12 protein-coding genes are annotated in these 16,576 nt (G+C 66.1%); 5 read left to right on the top strand and 7 right to left on the bottom strand.

What is annotated here, in order from left to right; translation table 11 throughout:
• Positions 1 to 21: 21 nt before the first annotated feature.
• From ACR9Y6_RS13335 to ACR9Y6_RS13325, 3 genes are read right to left on the bottom strand one after another with little or no spacing between them, the layout of a single operon-like run.
• On the bottom strand, positions 22 to 741 hold the full coding sequence (locus tag ACR9Y6_RS13335) for a pseudouridine synthase (RefSeq protein ID WP_481281717.1): 720 nt from the start codon (positions 739 to 741) through the stop codon (positions 22 to 24).
• A 4-nt stretch (positions 742 to 745) separates the two neighbouring features.
• Complete coding sequence (locus tag ACR9Y6_RS13330) at positions 746 to 1,519, bottom strand: ABC transporter permease (RefSeq protein WP_481281716.1); 774 nt, start codon at positions 1,517 to 1,519, stop codon at positions 746 to 748.
• A complete protein-coding gene (locus ACR9Y6_RS13325) occupies positions 1,516 to 2,448 on the bottom strand; it encodes an ABC transporter ATP-binding protein (protein WP_481281715.1) in 933 nt (310 codons plus the stop codon). Before ACR9Y6_RS13325 ends, ACR9Y6_RS13330 begins: the two co-directional genes overlap by 4 nt.
• Positions 2,449 to 2,530: 82 nt before the next feature.
• Here ACR9Y6_RS13325 and ACR9Y6_RS13320 point away from each other — a divergent pair, with 82 nt between their 5' ends.
• Together ACR9Y6_RS13320 and ACR9Y6_RS13315 are read left to right on the top strand one after the other, a co-directional pair.
• Positions 2,531 to 3,277 (top strand): FAD-binding oxidoreductase, encoded by a 747-nt coding sequence (locus tag ACR9Y6_RS13320; RefSeq protein WP_481281714.1) that lies wholly within the window; start codon positions 2,531 to 2,533, stop codon positions 3,275 to 3,277.
• 46 nt (positions 3,278 to 3,323) lie between these two features.
• Entirely contained in the window at positions 3,324 to 4,604 is a 1,281-nt protein-coding gene (locus ACR9Y6_RS13315) for a peptidase MATCAP family protein (protein ID WP_481281713.1), read from the top strand.
• Positions 4,605 to 4,611: 7 nt separating this feature from the next.
• Here ACR9Y6_RS13315 and ACR9Y6_RS13310 read toward each other — a convergent pair whose 3' ends face one another.
• Together ACR9Y6_RS13310 and ACR9Y6_RS13305 are read right to left on the bottom strand one after the other, a co-directional pair.
• Positions 4,612 to 6,609, bottom strand: a complete 1,998-nt coding sequence (locus ACR9Y6_RS13310) for a reprolysin-like metallopeptidase (protein WP_481281712.1) — start codon at positions 6,607 to 6,609, stop codon at positions 4,612 to 4,614.
• Between the two features lie 95 nt (positions 6,610 to 6,704).
• Positions 6,705 to 8,588, bottom strand: a complete 1,884-nt coding sequence (locus ACR9Y6_RS13305; RefSeq protein ID WP_481281711.1) for a reprolysin-like metallopeptidase — start codon at positions 8,586 to 8,588, stop codon at positions 6,705 to 6,707.
• Positions 8,589 to 8,812: 224 nt separating this feature from the next.
• On the opposite strand from ACR9Y6_RS13305, the gene ACR9Y6_RS13300 reads away from it, so the two are divergent.
• From ACR9Y6_RS13300 to ACR9Y6_RS13290, 3 genes are all read left to right on the top strand, one after another.
• Positions 8,813 to 11,113 (top strand): NADP-dependent malic enzyme, encoded by a 2,301-nt coding sequence (locus tag ACR9Y6_RS13300; protein WP_481281710.1) that lies wholly within the window; start codon positions 8,813 to 8,815, stop codon positions 11,111 to 11,113.
• Positions 11,114 to 11,265: 152 nt separating this feature from the next.
• Complete coding sequence (gene aceE / locus ACR9Y6_RS13295) at positions 11,266 to 13,959, top strand: pyruvate dehydrogenase (acetyl-transferring), homodimeric type (RefSeq protein ID WP_481281709.1); 2,694 nt, start codon at positions 11,266 to 11,268, stop codon at positions 13,957 to 13,959.
• Positions 13,960 to 14,081: 122 nt separating this feature from the next.
• A complete protein-coding gene (locus ACR9Y6_RS13290) occupies positions 14,082 to 14,414 on the top strand; it encodes a DUF4377 domain-containing protein (RefSeq protein ID WP_481281708.1) in 333 nt (110 codons plus the stop codon).
• Between the two features lie 1,039 nt (positions 14,415 to 15,453).
• On the opposite strand, the gene ACR9Y6_RS13285 is transcribed toward ACR9Y6_RS13290, so the two are convergent.
• Complete coding sequence (locus tag ACR9Y6_RS13285; protein ID WP_481281707.1) at positions 15,454 to 15,783, bottom strand: hypothetical protein; 330 nt, start codon at positions 15,781 to 15,783, stop codon at positions 15,454 to 15,456.
• Positions 15,784 to 15,879: 96 nt separating this feature from the next.
• Positions 15,880 to 16,563 (bottom strand): glutathione S-transferase, encoded by a 684-nt coding sequence (locus ACR9Y6_RS13280; protein ID WP_481281706.1) that lies wholly within the window; start codon positions 16,561 to 16,563, stop codon positions 15,880 to 15,882.
• Positions 16,564 to 16,576: the final 13 nt, after the last annotated feature.

The following is a 16,576-nucleotide window of genomic DNA, read 5'->3' as shown; positions in this document are numbered from 1 at the left end:
GGCCGGGCCGGCCGCGGCCGATCACCATTGTGTACGTTGCGGCAGAAGGCCGCGAAGTTCGGCCTCGGTAAGGTTTCGCCATTGTCCCGGCTTGAGGTGTCCGAGCTTCACGTTGATGACGCGCACCCGGCGCAGTTGGGTCACGCGATAGCCGAATTCGGCCGCCATCAGGCGAATCTGCCGGTTGAGGCCCTGCGTGAGAACGATCGCGAAGCCGAACTTCGCGATCTTCCGGACCTTGCAGGGCCTGGTCATCTGGCCGTGGATACGCACGCCCTTGGCCATTCCCTTGAGGAATTCGTCCGTCACGGCCTTGTTGACCGCGACGAGGTATTCCTTCTCGTGGTGGTTCTCCGCGCGCAGGATCTCGTTGACGATGTCGCCGTTGCTGGTCAGCAGGATCAGGCCTTCCGAATCCTTGTCGAGCCGCCCGATGGGAAAGATGCGCTGCGGGTGATCGACGAAGTCGACGATGTTGCCATCGACCGTGGTATCCGTCGTGCAGGTGATTCCCACGGGCTTGTTCAAGGCGATGTACACGCCACGGCTCTTGACCGGGCTGGCGACGAGGGTGCGCGCCACCACCACTTCGCCGTCCACCTTCACGACGTCGCCATCGAGCGCCTTGGCGCCCATGCCGACGACCTCGTCGTTGATCGTGACCCGGCCGGCGACGAGCAGTTCGTCGGCCTCGCGGCGCGAACAGATTCCCGCTTCGCTGATGTACTTGTTGACCCGCATGCGCCTAGGAGCGCAGGCCCACGCCGCGGCTGAGCAGGCGCAGCGCGATCGCGGACAAGCCCACGACGAACACGAGCATCACCACGAAGGCCGTGACGATGGGTACGTCGCTGACGCCCAGTACGCCGAAGCGGAAGGCGTTCACCATGTACAGGATGGGGTTGACCAGCGAGATGCTGCGCCACGGTTCGCCGAGCAGGTCCACCGAGTAGAACACGCCGCCGAGATAGGTCAGGGGCGTGAGCACGAAGGTCGGCACCAGGGCGATGTCGTCGAACTTCTTGGCGAACACCGCATTGACGAAGCCGGCGAGCGAAAATACGGTGGCACCCAGCACGACCGAGAGGAAGGTGGTGATGGGATGGGCCACGTGCAGGTCGGTGAAGAACAACGCGATGACCAGCACGAGGGCGCCGACGATGACGCCGCGGGTGACCGCGCCGATCACGTAGCCGAGCAGGATGACCCAGTTGGGCATCGGCGATACGAGCATTTCCTCCACGAAGCGGCCGAACTTGGCGCCGAAGAACGACGAGGAGATGTTGCCGTAGCTGTTGGTGATGATGCTCATCATGACCAGGCCGGGCACGATGTATTGCATGTAGGTGAAGCCATGCATCTGGCCGATGCGGCTGCCGATCAGCTTGCCGAAGATGACGAAGTACAGCGTCATCGTGATGGCCGGCGGAATCAGTGTCTGCGTCCAGATGCGCATGATGCGCATGATTTCGCGACGGACGATGGTGCCCAGGGCGACGAGGTTGGTCGAGCCGCTCATGCCACGTTCTCCCGGCCATGCTCGACGAGGCGGACGAATAGTTCCTCGAGGCGGTTGGCCTTGTTGCGCATGGAGGTGACGGTCACGCCATGCGTCGACAGCGCGGCGAACAGGGAGTTGAGGTCGTGTGCGCGGGACATTTCGGCTTCGATGGTGTGGTCGTCCATGGCGCGCAGGACGACGCCGGGCAGGACCGGCAGCGAGGCGGGCACGCTCGACACGTCCAGAACGAAGGTTTCCACATCGAGCGTGGCGAGCAGGCTCTTCATGGTGGTGTTCTGCACGATGCGTCCATGGTCGATGATCGCGATGTTGCGGCAGAGCTGCTCCGCTTCCTCGAGGTAATGCGTGGTGAGGATCACCGTGGTGCCGGCGGCATTGATACCGCTGACGAACTGCCACATCGAACGACGGATCTCGATGTCGACGCCCGCGGTCGGCTCGTCGAGGATCAGCAGCTTCGGCTCGTTCATCATGGCGCGGGCGATCATCAGGCGGCGCTTCATGCCGCCGGAAAGCATCCGTGCCTGGTGATGCGCCTTGTCCCACAGGCGGAGTTCCTTCAGGTACTTCTCCGCGCGGACCGACGCTTCGGCGCGGCCGATGCCGTAGAACCCGGCCTGGTTCACGCAGATATCGAAGGGTTTCTCGAACTGGTTGAAATTGATCTCCTGGGGGACCAGGCCGATCAGCCGCATGGCTTCGCTGCGATTCTTGTGGATGGACACCCCGAATATCTCGGCATCGCCCGACGAGGCGTTCACGAGGGAGGACAGGATGCCGATCAGGGTGGACTTTCCGGCGCCGTTGGGCCCGAGCAGGGCGAAGAAATCGCCCGGCTGGACGGTGAGGGAGATGCCCTTGAGGGCTTCCACGCCGTTGCCGTAGGTCTTGCGTAAATCGTTGACGTGTAATGCGGGAGTGGTCATGGGCTGCGCCGGGATGACAAGCCGCCTATTATACCGGGCTTTGCCGGGTCGCCTCGTTCCCCGGCGTCAACAGAGACTTTCCATGGCCGAACAATTCCAGCTCCGCCTCGCCGACAGCTTCATGCTCGCGCCCACCGTGCGGCACCTGTCCTTCGAGCGGGTGGACGGCCAGCCGCTGGCCTTCGTACCGGGCCAGTTCCTCCAGGTGCACTTCCACTACGACGACGGCAAGCCGACCAAGCGCAGCTATTCGGTCGGCACCGTGGGCGACGGCAGCGGCCCGGTGGAGCGGATCGAGATAGCGGTGAGTTATGTCGACGGAGGCGCCGCGACCAGGCTGCTGGGCGAGCTGGAGCAGGGTGGCACGATCGACGCCAGCGGTCCGTACGGCCGTTTCTGCCTGATGGAGGCGGACCGGAACCAGCGCTATATCCTGATCGCGACCGGTACCGGCGTGACCCCGTACCGCGCCATGCTGCCCCAGATGGAAGCCCTGATGGCCAGCCGGGGCTGCCGGTTCGTGCTCCTCTACGGCGCACGCAACGAAGGGGAACTGCTCTATGGGGAGGAGTTCGAGGCCTTCGCCCGGACCCACGAGGGCTTCACCTTCCACCCATGCCTGTCGCGCGGCGCCCGGCCGAATCCAAGGCCGCACGACCGCCTGGGCTATGTGCAGGACATGCTGGCCGAACTGGAGCCATCCGGTGAAACCGACATCGCCTACCTCTGCGGCAACCCGAACATGGTCGACGCCGCGTTCGCCGCCCTCAAGGAGCATGGGCTGGCCGTCCAGCAGATCCGTCGCGAAAAATACATCTCGTCGCGTTGACCCGCCCGGTGGGGCCGATGGGCCGATCGGCCTATAATCCGGCCCCATGCATGCTTACGTCGCCCCATCCCACCTTTCGGCCGAGATGCGGCGTTACGCGACGCTCGACCAGCGCCTCCTCGCCGCGGTCCGCGCCATTCGTATCCTGGCCACGATCTCCTGGCCCGCATCGGTGGAAGAGCGCCTGATCGCGGAGTTCGGCGCCGGACGCCTGTCGATCCCCGACATTCGCTACCGCCCGCCGGATCTCGGCGAGACCCGGGCGGAACTCGAGGCGATCGAGGCGGAGGTCGACGAGGATCATCCCATCGCCGAATACCTGCGGCGCACGGCCGAATCCTGGCGGATCGCCACCCTCATGCTGGAGGCGGCCGGCACACATGGCGTCACCGAAGCGTCCATCGCGCTCTACGGCAAGCCCGGAGACGCCATTCCGGGCAGCAACCGGAGCAACCTGGACGCGGCCCGGTACTTCGTGAACCTGGCGGACGAACTGGGCGCCGACCTGGACACGGAAGACGCAACGGGCAGCATTCCCGCCGAGGAACTGCGGCGGGACATGTCGGAGCGGCTGGACGCCTTCTTCGCTCCGGGCACCATTTCCGTGGAGGTCGACCCCGAGCTCACGGCGAAGGCCGCGGCGGGTGCCACGCGGATCCGCCTTCGTGGTGGCATGCACTTCACTGAATACGACCGCCACCAGTTGCTCGCGCACGAGGCCTTCGTTCATTCGTTGACCGCCTTGAACGGACGCGAGCAACCGGTGCTCGCGTCGCTGGCACGCACGTCGCCACGAGTGACGGCGACGCAGGAAGGGTTGGCTGTCTTCGCCGAGCTGATGTCGGGAGCGATCGACATATCGCGCTTGAAACGCATCAGCCTGCGCATCCTCGCTATCGACATGGCCCTCAACGGTGCCGATTTCGTCGAGGTGTTCCGCTATTTCCGCCGTTGTGGGCAAAACGTGGCGGACAGTTTCCACTCGACGCAACGTGTCTTTCGTGGCGTACCGCTCACGGGTGGATCGGCGTTCGCCAAAGACAACGTGTACCTGAGCGGCTTGCTCGCGGTGCACACGTTTTTCCGCTGGGCGCTGCGCCAGCGACGTCTGGACCTCCTGCGCAACCTCTTCGCGGGAAAGCTCGCGTTGCACGATGTCATGAGCCTCGAAGCCCATTTCGAAAGCGGAGACATCGTCGTTCCACGTTACCTGCCGCCATGGATGCAGCACGTGCACGGGCTTGCCGGAAAACTCGCTTTCTCGCTGTTCGTGAATCACATCCACATGGCGGGTGTCGAGGCCGAGGAAATCTCGCTCGGCCTTTGATATCCGGCTAGCGAAGGATGAGTTCGCCGGGAGACAGGGCGAAGAACCGACCATCGGCGCAGCCTACGCGCAAGCGTGCGTGGCGCGACGTGGGCACGCTCTGGGGTATCGTGATGGTCGCCCGGCCCTTGTTCGGCACCGCGTCCGCCAGCGATACATCCAGGAAGTTGCGTCCTCCATCGAGCGAGAGGTCGATCTGTACCCGGCTACACGAGACCGGGGCGTCGACGGTACCGGCCACCTCCCATCGAACCTGCCGCGCCTTGCCACGCTGAAGAGCGGCCCCCGCCTTCGGCAAGGTCACCTCGAACGGCTTGCCAGTGTCGACGACGCGTACGGTGCGATCCGCGGAGACGACATGGGAGCGGAAATCCCGGTTGTCCCTGGCGGTCAGGCGAAAGTGGAGCTCGCGGGAAGTCTCGGGAAACGCGTCACCGCGTCCGGCGGGTTCCTCGCCAAGCAGGACGGACATCGAAGGAAAGGTCTGCTCACCTTCCGTATGTGGCGTTCGTGAGCGGAACAACGGCCCGGAGCCGGTATCCGCAAGGGTGTCTTCCTTCTCCTGCACGTCGCCGAGGTCCATTTGCTCGAAGGTATAGGTCATGCGAGCCGCCGGGTCGGCGAACCGGGCCAGCCCGGTGAGCCGGAACGGGGTGCGTGCGGGCACGACCATCGGGCGGTGCCAGCCCTGGGTGTCCAGCAAGGGTGCGGGCGACGTGTTCACGCGGGCCTTGGCACAAGTCCCCCCGGCACTTGCGAGCCATGTCTGGACCTGGTCGATGCTGGTGCCATGGAAGTAGGGATCGCTGCGCGGCTGGAGGTCGTGCGAGCCGCAAATGCCGGCGTAGCCCATCACGGTCGAGCCGCTGCCGGGAGCGACGGCGCTGCCCTCGTCCCGGGCATCCTTGTTGCAACCGTTGAACGTATGCCGTGCGCCGAACTGATGGCCGAGTTCGTGGGCGACGAAGTCCACGTGGAATGCATCCTCGAAGGGGCGCGTGCTCCCTGTCATGCCCGCCGCCTTGGAATACTGGCGTTCCGCGTGCTTGCCGGACCATGGCAGGCAGGTATTGCCGATGGCCCCGGCCACCCCGGCATCCCGCTGTCCGTCCATGACATGCCCGACGTCGAAAGCGTCCTTGCCGATCACGTCCTGGACGACCTTCACGTTGTGCAGTGCCATCTTCCAGTCGTTTCCGGCCACCTTGGAGAAGGGATCGGCACTGGCCGCGGTGAACACGAGCCGGTCGTTTCCCTCGGCGAGCACGAGGTGCACGCCGAGGTCGTTCTCGAAAATCTCGTTGATCCGGTTGACGGTGCGGACGATGCCGGCAAGGCCGTCTTCGACCGTGCCGCCCATGTGTTTCGTGTAGGAGTGGGTAGCCGACATCGCGATGCGGAACGTACGCAGGACGGCGGTGGCGCTGCCACGGGCCGTGGCCGCCCGCGGCAACGCCGCCATGGCGTCGATCATCTCGCCATGCTCTTGTCTCTGGGTGGTTGGCGTGTCGGCGCGGCGGAAGACGATATGCGAGCGAGCCGACGAGCGCCCTGTCTGCCTGCCCGCTGCTTCCGGCTGGACCATCCAGTCGCCCTCGCGGTCGCGGACCGAGGCGTACAGACCGCCGGCCGTGATGTCGAGCCTTACCCGGCGGCCGTCGCCGTCGTGGCCCTTCAGGCTGCCAAGGGCGGGAAAGCGCGCGGCGAGCCCGGGCGGCAGCACGGCGGAGTCTTCGAGTTCGAAGTCGGTCGTGCCACCGCCCGGCAAGGGCAGTGCGACGACACGCCGCGCGGAACCACGTGACGCGCGGTTGATCTCGGCCAGTGCGTCGGTATCCAGCGTGACGCGCCGGAATTTCGTGGGCTGCGTGGTGGCGGTGCGCGCGGCGCTGGCGACGAGCGGCGTCGGGGCGTCGCTCCACAGTTCGCGTGCCAGGGCATCGTCGACGGCGACGGTAGCCAAGAGGGTGATGATGGCGAGGGGCAGGGGGCGGTACTTGCGCATGGGGAATCCTTTCGGGGAGGCAGCCGACGTCGTCGGGCGACTCATGAAACCTGATTGCCACACCGCGATCTGTAGGCTTATTCCTGTCCGGCGCGTCAGTGGCTTGCGACACGCCGGATGGCGAAGGACCGAGGCGAGACGGCGAAGAACGGACGCCAGTCACAGCCCACCCGCAGGCGTGCCCGCTCGCTGGTTGCATCCGGCGGCAATGGGAACCACGCCTCGCCATCGTTGGGCTCGTCGACGGCGAGTGCCGGCGTCAGCCATGTGCGGCCGTCGTCGAGCGAGAGATCGATCGATACGAAGTGGCAGGAAATCGGTGCCAGGTCCGTGTCGGCGACATCCCAGCGCAGGGCCATGGATTGTCCGGCGAATGCGGCTGGCGAGGAGCCATCGTCGAGCACCGCGAACGGCCTGCCGGTATCGACGACCAGCAGGCGCGTGTCGGCATGGGCGACCGTCGATGCCTCGCCGCCGTTGTCGCGGACCGTGAGGCGGAAGTCGAGCGAGCGCGTGGCTGTTGGATATGCCTCGCCGGGTCCGGCCGGTTCGTCGCCGAGCACCACCGCCATCCTGGGGAACACCCTTCGTCCGGTCGGCGTGGGTGGGAACGAACGGAAAAGAGGCCCGTCGTCGTGCCCAGCCAGCACGTCGCGACGGCCGATGGCGGCGTCCATCTGATCCCACGCGTAGCTCAATCGCCGGCCCTCCGTGACCGGCTCGGCCCGCGCGTCGAGAACGAACGGCGTGCGTGCGGGGATGACCGCTTGCCCGGCCAGCGAGGCTGGGTCGATCCATGCCGCGCTGGCGGGGTTGATCCACCGGAACGCACAGCCGCCTCCGCGCGATGCCAGCCAGTCCTGCATCTGCTCCAGGTTGGCCGCGTGGAAGTAACGGTCGGCGTGCGCCTGGAGCGGACCGTCGTGTCCACAGGCGGACGGTGCGAAGCCCATCGCGGTGCTGCCGCTGCCCGGTTCGAACGCCCGGCCCTCGAGCGTGGCGTCGGGGCATCCACCGGCCGTCGGCCAGGCGCCCAGCTGGCGGCCGAGGACATGGATCATGAAGCCGACGGCTTCGGAGGTGGCGGTCTCGGGATGGGCGTGTCCGCTCCAGGCGGCCGCTTTGTGCGTGGCCAGGAAATCGGCGTCGCGGGCATCGCTGCAAGACGTGCCGACATGGCTTTCTCCGCCGGTGTAGTCGGTAAGGGCATGGCCGATATCGTAGGTTCCCGCACCGATTTCCCGGTCGATCAGGTTGGCGGCCGCGGGACCGGGATCTTCGTGCCTGAAAGGATCGCGGGACGGCCGGGGACGGATCAGCCTGTCGTTGTCCGCGACCAGGGTGAAATGCACGCCCACGTCGGTCTCGAACACCTCGTTCGCCTGGTTCACCACGTGGACGATTTCCGCGAGGGCTCCCTTCGTCGTGCCGCCGAAATGAGCCGCGTAGCGGCTGCTGGCAGCCACCGCGATGCGGAAGTCATAACGTATGCCGCCCCCTCGCGAGGCGGAGCGATCCCCGGCGACGGGACGTGGCAGGGAAAGGCCGTCCGCGGCCATGACCGCGAACGAGGCCGTGCCGGCATCGTGTGCCGGCAACGCACGCCATTCCGCCGCCGTGCGTGCGCGTGTCGTCCATTCGTGCGGTCCGTCCCGCACGCTCATCCTCACGCCACCCGGCGAAAGGTCGAGCCGGACCGTCCTTCCATCGGCGTCGATGCCGCGAAAACTGCGCAAGCCGGGAAACTTCGCCGCCAACGCGGGCGGCAGCGTCTTCGAGTCGCGCACACGAAACAGGCCGTGCCGGCCGTCGCCCAGCGGGAGATACACGGATGTCGACGTTCCGCCGTCCATCGGCAGGCGAGCCAGCTGCTTCCTGAGCTCCGCGAGCGTCGAGACGTCCGCCATGGCCCATCCGGCCGTGGGCATGCAAAGGACGGCACCCGCGAGCGTGGCGCGAACGAACGTGAGGCGAAGCATGGCGATCCCTGCATGACGAAAGGCCACCGAGCGTACGCAGGCGCACGGCCGGGCAATGCAGGCTTGCATGCCGCCGATAGGTCGGAATCGGTATCACTGCTTGTCGCAATGCAACACACCGCTGACGGCGGAGACCGCGTGGCGCGGTGCTAACATGACCGCTTACGTCGCGGTGCCGCCGCCGCGTCCGCCTTCCTTTTTCCCGTTACGTCCCACAGGATCCCATGGCCATCTCCGAGGAACTGAGGCAAGCCGCTCTCGAATATCACCGCCTTCCCCGACCGGGCAAGATCAAGGTTACGCCGACCACCTCGCTGCTGACGCAGCGCGATCTCTCGCTCGCGTATTCGCCCGGCGTGGCCGCCGCGTGCGATGCCATCGTCGCCGATCCCGGTGAGGCCGCCGAACTCACGGCGCGATCCAACCTGGTCGCGGTGATCTCCAACGGCACGGCGGTGCTGGGGCTCGGCAACATCGGCGCGCTGGCCAGCAAGCCGGTGATGGAAGGCAAGGGCGTGCTGTTCCAGAAATTCGCCGGCATCGACGTGTTCGACATCGAGATCGACGAGGCGGACCCGGACAAGCTGGTGGAGATCATCGCCAGCCTCGAGCCGACCTTCGGCGGCATCAACCTCGAGGACATCAAGGCACCGGAGTGCTTCATCGTCGAGCGCAAGCTGCGCGAGCGGATGAAGATCCCGGTCTTCCACGACGACCAGCACGGCACCGCGATCATCGTCGGTGCCGCCGTCATCAACGCGCTGCTGGTCACCGGCAAGAAGATCGAGGACGTGAAGCTCGCCACCACCGGCATGGGCGCCGCGGGCATCTCCTGCGTCGACATGCTGGTGACGCTGGGCATGAGGAAGGAAAACATCCTCGCGTTCGATCGGGACGGCGTCCTGCACACCGGCCGCACGGACCTGGACCCGGACAAGCAGCGTTATGCGCGCGACACCGACAAGCGCACGCTGGCCGAGATCGTCGAGGGTGCCGACATCTTCCTGGGTCTTTCCGCCGGTGGCATCCTGAAGCCGGAGATGGTCGCCACGATGGCCGCGCGGCCGATCATCTTCGCGCTGGCCAATCCCAATCCGGAGATCCTTCCGGAGGATGCGAAGGCCGTGCGCCCGGATTGCATCATGGCGACGGGTCGCTCGGACTATCCGAACCAGGTCAACAACGCCTTGTGCTTCCCGTACCTGTTCCGTGGCGCGCTGGATGTCGGCGCGACGGTGATCAACGAGCAGATGAAGGTCGCCTGCGTGAAGGCGATCGCGGAGCTGGCGCGGCGCGAGGCCTCCGATGTGAGCGCGCGCGCCTATGGCGGCAAGCCGCCGAGCTTCGGGCCGGAATACCTTATCCCGCAGCCGTTCGATCCGCGTCTCCTGATCCAGTTGCCACCGGCCATCGCCCGGGCGGCGATGGATTCCGGCGTGGCCGCGCGGCCCATCGAGGATTTCCCCGCCTACATCGAGAAACTGACCAGTTTCGTCTTCCGCACGGGCCTGCTGATGAAGCCCGTGTTCGACCGTGCCAAGGCCGATCCCAAACGCGTGGTGTACGCCGAGGGGGAGGAAGAGACCGTGCTGCGCGCCGTGCAGACGGTGGTGGACGAGGGCCTGGCCAGGCCGATCCTGGTGGGACGGCCGGACGTCATCGAGCGCCGAATCGCGCGCGCGGGCCTGCGCTTGAAGCCGGGCGTCGACTTCGAGATGTGCAACATCCATTCCGATCCGCGATTCGAGGACTACTGGCGCCTCTATCACTCGATCATGGAACGCCAGGGCGTGACTCCCGCCTCCGCGAAGGCGGTGGTGCGTTCGCGGCCGACCGTGATCGCCGCGCTGATGGTCGAGCGTGGCGAAGCCGACGCCATGATCTGCGGGCTGGTGGGCACGTATCACAGCAAGCTCGAATACATCACCAACATCATCGGCCTGGACGACGGCATCGCCGAGGCGTCGGCGATGGCTGCCGTGGCGACCGAGAAGGGCACGTTCTTCTTCCTCGACACCTATGTGCAGGACGACCCCAGCGCGGAGCAGGTCGCCGAGGCGACCCTGCAGGCATCCATCCGCCTGAAGCTGTTCGGCATCCAGCCGAAGATCGCGCTGCTCTCGCACTCGAATTTCGGTGGCCGCGAGACGCGGAGCGCCCGCAAGATGCGCGACGCGCTGAAAATCATCCGGGAGAAAGTCCCCCGGCTCGAGGTCGAGGGCGAAATGCAGGCGGACGTGGCCCTGACACCGGAATTGCGCGAGCGGATCTTCCCGAACTCGCGCCTGGAAGGTAAGGCCAACGTCTTCGTCTTCCCCAATCTCGACGCCGCCAACACCGCGTACAACATGGTCCGCGTGCTCTGCGACGGAGTGGTCATCGGCCCGATCCTGATGGGCGTGGCCAAGCCGGCCCACATCCTCACGCCTCAGGCCACGGTACGCCGGGTGGTCAACATGACCTCGGTGGCCTGTGTCGAGGCGCAGATCCGGGCGGGGAAGCCACGGACGGTCGTAACTGATTGATCGGTCTGGATGTCGGTGGATACGGGGGCGATCCCAACCCCCCATACCACCGCGTATGCGGAAACCTTGAGTTATCATGGAAAGGTTTTCCCGCCACCCCAGCGGCCTTCTTCAGTCCCCATGAGCGCGCGTCACGCGCGAGCGGAGCATCCATGGACCAGATCGACGATATCCTTCACCAGGACCTCGACCCCACCGAAACCCGTGAATGGGTCGAGTCGCTCAACGCCGTCATCAACCACGATGGCACCGAGCGCGCGCATTACCTGCTGGAGCGCATGGTCGACTCCACCCGTCGCGCCGGCGGCTACCTGCCGTTCGACCCGACCACGGAGTACGTCAACACCATCCCGCCGCACATGGAAGCGCGCAGCCCGGGCGATGCCGCGATCGAATGGCGCATCCGCTCGCTGATCCGCTGGAACGCCCTGGCCACCGTCGTGCGCGCCAACCGCAAGCCCGGCGACCTCGGCGGCCACATCTCCAGCTTCGCCTCGTCGGCCACGCTGTACGACGTGGGCTTCAACCATTTCTGGCGCGCCCCGAGCGCCGACCACCCGGGCGACCTGGTGTTCCACCAGGGCCATTCGGCGCCGGGCGTCTACGCGCGCTCCTTCCTCGAAGGCCGTATCGGTGAAGACCAGCTCGACCTCTTCCGCATGGAAGTGGAAGGCAAGGGCCGTGGCCTCTCGTCCTACCCGCATCCCTACCTGATGCCGGACTACTGGCAGGTGCCGACCGTGTCGATGGGCCTCGGTCCCATCCAGGCGATCTACCAGGCGCAGTTCTGGAAGTACCTCGAACATCGCGGCCTGATCCCTAAGAGCGACCGCAAGATCTGGTGCTTCATGGGTGACGGCGAGTCGGACGAGCCGGAATCGCTCGGCGCGATCTCGCTGGCCGGCCGCGAGGGCCTCGACAACCTCATCTTCGTCATCAACTGCAACCTGCAGCGCCTCGACGGTCCCGTGCGCGGCAACGGCAAGATCATCCAGGAACTGGAAGGTGTCTTCCGTGGTGCCGGCTGGAACGCGATCAAGGTCGTCTGGGGCAGCTATTGGGATCCGCTCCTGGCCCGCGACACCACCGGCAAGCTGCGCCAGCTGATGATGGAAACCGTCGACGGTGAATACCAGGCGTGCAAGGCGTTCGGCGGCGCGTACACGCGCGAGAAGTTCTTCGGCAAGTACCCGGAGACGGCCGCGCTGGTGGCCAACATGTCCGACGACGACATCTGGCGCCTGAACCGTGGCGGCCACGACCCGCACAAGGTCTATGCGGCTTACCACGCGGCGGTGAACACCAAGGGCATGCCGACCGTCGTCCTCGCCAAGACGGTGAAGGGCTACGGCATGGGCGCCGCGGGCGAGTCGCAGAACCCCGCGCACAACCAGAAGAAGATGGATACCGATGCGATTCGCGCGTTCCGCGATCGTTTCAACATCCCCGTGCCCGACGACAAGCTGGACGAGGTGCCGTACTACCATCCGGGCAAGGACTCGGAGGAAGTGCAGTACATGCTGGAACGCCGCCGCGCGCTGGGCGGTTCGTTGCCGCAGCGTCGCCGCAAGGCCGACCAGTCGTTCAAGGCGCCCACCCTCGAGGCGTTCGAGCAGATCACCAAGGGCACCGGCGATCGCGAGATCTCCACGACCATGGCCCTGGTCCGTGGCATGAACCTCATGCTGCGCGACAAGGAACTCGGTCCTCGCCTCGTGCCGATCGTGGCCGACGAAGCCCGTACGTTCGGCATGGAAGGCATGTTCCGCCAGATCGGCATCTATGCGCCGTTCGGCCAGAAATACCGTCCGCAGGATGCCGACCAGCTGCTGTACTACCGCGAGGACCAGAAGGGCCAGGTGCTGCAGGAAGGCATCAGCGAAGCCGGCGGCATGAGCGCCTGGCTCGCCGCGGCCACGAGCTACAGCATCAGCAACGTGCCGATGCTGCCGTTCTTCATCTATTACTCGATGTTCGGTTTCCAGCGCATCGGCGACCTGTGCTGGGCGGCGGGCGACATGCGTGCGCGCGGCTTCCTCATCGGTGGCACCTCGGGGCGCACCACGCTCAACGGCGAGGGCCTGCAGCACGAGGACGGCCATTCGCACCTGCTTTCCGGCGCCATCCCGAATGTCATCTCCTACGATCCGACCTTCTCCTACGAGCTGGCGGTGATCCTGCAGGACGGCACGCGCCGCATGATGCAGGAGCAGGAAGACGTCTACTACTACATCACCGTGATGAACGAGAACTATGCCCATCCCGACCTGCCCAAGGGCAGCGAGGAAGGCATCGTCAAGGGCATGTACCTGTTCAAGGACGGTGGCAAGGCGAAGAAGAACGAGCCGCGCGTGCAGCTGATGGGATCGGGCACGATCCTGCGCGAGGTGATCGCGGCCGCCGAATTGCTGGAGAAGGATTTCGGCGTGACGTCGGACATCTGGTCGGTGCCGAGCTTCTCGGAGGTTCGCCGTGAAGGTTTCGACGCCGAGCGCTGGAACCGGCTTCACCCGGAAAGCCCGCAGCGCGTGCCGTACGTCACCGGCTTGCTTGCGGACCGCCAGGGCCCCGCCATCGCCGCCACCGACTATGTCCGCGAATTCGCCGACCAGATCCGCGCCTTCATGCCGGACGGCATGCGTTACACGGTGCTCGGCACCGACGGCTTCGGCCGCAGCGACACGCGGGCGAACCTGCGCAGCCACTTCGAGGTGGACCGCTACTGGATCGCACATGCGGCCCTCGCCGCCCTGGCGAAGGACGGCAAGGTCAACGCCAAGGACGTCAGCCGCGCCATCAAGGAATACAAGCTCGACATGGACAAGCCGAACCCGATGACGGTCTGACCGCCAGCGCGATGGAACGTGAACGAAGGCCGGAGCGATCCGGCCTTCGTCGTTTTCGCATCACGCGGTATCGATGGGCATGCTGTTATCCATGGCCCTGTCGACATATGCGGACCCATGCCATGCGCCTAGCCTTCCTTGCCGCCATCGCCTTGAGCCTGGCCGCCTGCGCCACGGCGCCAGCGGATCACGGTTCGCGTTCCCGCCTGTTGTACGTCGCCGCGATGAAGGCGCCGTGCACGAACGGCGTCATGAAGACGGAGTGCTTCCAGTACCGCGAAGAAGCCACGGATGCCTGGCAGGTGACCTACGTGCCGATCGAGGGTTTCGACTGGCAACCGGGCAACGAATACCTGCTGAAGATCACCGAGGTGCACGCGAAGGAAGCCCCCGAGGACGCGTCGCGCGTGACATGGCATGTGGACAAGGTGGTCGAGCAGCATCCGGTGAAGTGAAGGTGGTGGGGCCCTGGTGGGAGCCGACCCTGTCGGCGATCCCGCGGCAGCGGGCCGGTTTCCTGCACGGCTCGGCTTCGCCCTCGCGTTGGGGTTGGGGGCGTGGGGCAGAGCCGTCGGCCGCCACCCTCGTCGCTCCGGTTGCACCGTCGCTCGGGAAGGGAAGCCGCTGCGCGGCCATGTCTTATGGCTGGCGCCCCGTCGCGCCCGTCGCGCCGGGCGGGGTTTCCGACTCGCCTTCCATGGCTCGGCGGAAACGGCCGGCCGTCCAGGCCGGCCCCCTGGCGGGCCTTTTCGCCCGTCGCTCCTCGGTTCCACACGTCGCGACGAGGGTGGCGGCCGACGGCTCTTCCGAGCACTGAGGGGTCGTGCGACAAAAGCAACGCCGCCTACCGGGTGATGCCGTCCTCGGGTGGATGCCGTCTCCGTGTGAAACCCCTCACGCGGGTGGGAAGCGGGCTGGCCCGCGATTCGCCACCCTAATTTCGAGCGAACGAGGCCGTGCATCGCCACCGAGCGAGCGGTGACACGCCTCGCCCGATCAGTGCAAGGCCTCCTTCGTCACTGGAGAGATTGAGGACTCGCGGACCAGCCCGCTTCCCACCCGGGTGCGGCATGTGGCATGTGGCGAGCGTCGCTCTTTCCCACCAGCCCACCGCAGGGTCCAGAGAGCTGCCGGGCGCCACCCTCGGCGCGACATTAGGAGCCGAGGACGGGCGGGCGGAGAAGGCCCGCAGGGGATCGGCCAGGACGGCCGATCGTTTCCGCTGAGCCAGGAGGGCGAATCGGAAACCCCCGCCCGACCGTCCGAGCCCGCCGGGGCGCAGCCATCAAACACGGCCGCGCAGCGGCATCCCTCCCCAAGGGACGGCGACTACCGTCGCGACGAGGGTGGCGCCCGGCAGCTCCCCCGCGACGCCGCACACAACGAATGCGAGGGCGAAGCCGAGCCCAGCACTAAGCGAACCCCAGAAATGCGCGAAGAACCACAAAAAAAGCCGGGATTGCTCCCGGCCTTTCCCTGTCCCTAGGGATAGATTCAATCGTCGTCGCGCAGCACGTGGCGGATCAGCAAAAAGGTGCCGATCGCGGCGGCGGCGATACCGATGGTGAGCCCCGGGTTGCGGCGCACCTGCTTGCGCAACTTGCGGTACTGGTAGGTCGCCTCGTCGGCTACATCTTCGGCCAGGTAACGGATGCGCTGGCCGCTGAGGCTGTTGCGCTTCGTGAACTTGTTCGTGACCCGGCGGCTGCGCTCGAGCAAGTCGTTGCCGACTCCCGAGGCCTCGTCGGCGTAATGGCGGACGCGACCCGATACACCGTTGACGGCGCTCTCGACCTGACGCGCGAATTCGCGGTTTCTGCTCATCGGATGGCTCCCTCTACGACGTTACGGTTGGAAAGCGACTTTGCGGTCCGCCTCGTGAGCGTCGTGTAAACAGGCGCACAAGGGTTGATGAGGGATTCAGCCTGGCCGGGCAGGGGCGAGGTCGTAGTCGCCGCCCCTTTCCAACGCCCTTTGATAGGGGGGGCGGGCGTGGATGCGTTCGAGGAATCCGTGTAGGCCAGGACGGGTGGCGTCGAGCGCCGCGCGGCTGGACGCGGCCTCGAGGGGGAAACTCATCTGGATGTCGGCCGCGCTGAACTCGTTGCCCGCGAACCAGCCCGTCTTGCCGATTTCGCCCTCCAGGTAGTCGAGGTGCAGTTTGAGCTGCGGGTCGACGAAGGCCTTCTGCGCACCGCGCGCCAGCATGCGGGCGATGGGTTTGGCGAAGAACGGCACGGGTGCCGACTCCATGCGGATGAATACGAGCTTGAGCAGCAGCGGGGGCATGGCGGACCCCTCCGCGTAGTGCAGGAAATAGCTGTAGCGCAACGCGTCGGGCGTGTCGTCGGCGGGCTTGAGCCGCCCCTCGCCATAGCGGCCAACCAGGTATTCGACGATGGCGCCGGATTCGGCCAGCGTGACATCGCCATCCACGAGCACGGGCGACTTGCCGAGAGGATGGACGGCGCGGAGTTCCTTCGGTGCCAGCATGGTCTTCAGGTCGCGCTGGTATCGCACGATCTCGTACGGCAGGCCCAGTTCCTCGAGCAGCCAGAGTACGCGCTGCGATCGCGAGTTGTTCAGATGGTGGATGACGATCATGGCTGCTTCGAGT

The organism is Luteibacter sp. TLI7-4A, assembly GCF_056754745.1.
This window is presented reverse-complemented; position numbering and strand designations above follow the sequence as displayed.

Coding starts and splice junctions, on each gene's coding strand:
- ACR9Y6_RS13290 (WP_481281708.1), top strand. CDS start 14,082: ATGCGCCTAGCCTTCCTTGCCGCCATCGCCTTGAGCCTGGCCGCCTGC.
- ACR9Y6_RS13305 (WP_481281711.1), bottom strand. CDS start 8,588: ATGCTTCGCCTCACGTTCGTTCGCGCCACGCTCGCGGGTGCCGTCCTT.
- aceE (WP_481281709.1), top strand. CDS start 11,266: ATGGACCAGATCGACGATATCCTTCACCAGGACCTCGACCCCACCGAA.
- ACR9Y6_RS13325 (WP_481281715.1), bottom strand. CDS start 2,448: ATGACCACTCCCGCATTACACGTCAACGATTTACGCAAGACCTACGGC.
- ACR9Y6_RS13315 (WP_481281713.1), top strand. CDS start 3,324: ATGCATGCTTACGTCGCCCCATCCCACCTTTCGGCCGAGATGCGGCGT.
- ACR9Y6_RS13280 (WP_481281706.1), bottom strand. CDS start 16,563: ATGATCGTCATCCACCATCTGAACAACTCGCGATCGCAGCGCGTACTC.
- ACR9Y6_RS13320 (WP_481281714.1), top strand. CDS start 2,531: ATGGCCGAACAATTCCAGCTCCGCCTCGCCGACAGCTTCATGCTCGCG.
- ACR9Y6_RS13330 (WP_481281716.1), bottom strand. CDS start 1,519: ATGAGCGGCTCGACCAACCTCGTCGCCCTGGGCACCATCGTCCGTCGC.
- ACR9Y6_RS13285 (WP_481281707.1), bottom strand. CDS start 15,783: ATGAGCAGAAACCGCGAATTCGCGCGTCAGGTCGAGAGCGCCGTCAAC.
- ACR9Y6_RS13335 (WP_481281717.1), bottom strand. CDS start 741: ATGCGGGTCAACAAGTACATCAGCGAAGCGGGAATCTGTTCGCGCCGC.
- ACR9Y6_RS13300 (WP_481281710.1), top strand. CDS start 8,813: ATGGCCATCTCCGAGGAACTGAGGCAAGCCGCTCTCGAATATCACCGC.
- ACR9Y6_RS13310 (WP_481281712.1), bottom strand. CDS start 6,609: ATGCGCAAGTACCGCCCCCTGCCCCTCGCCATCATCACCCTCTTGGCT.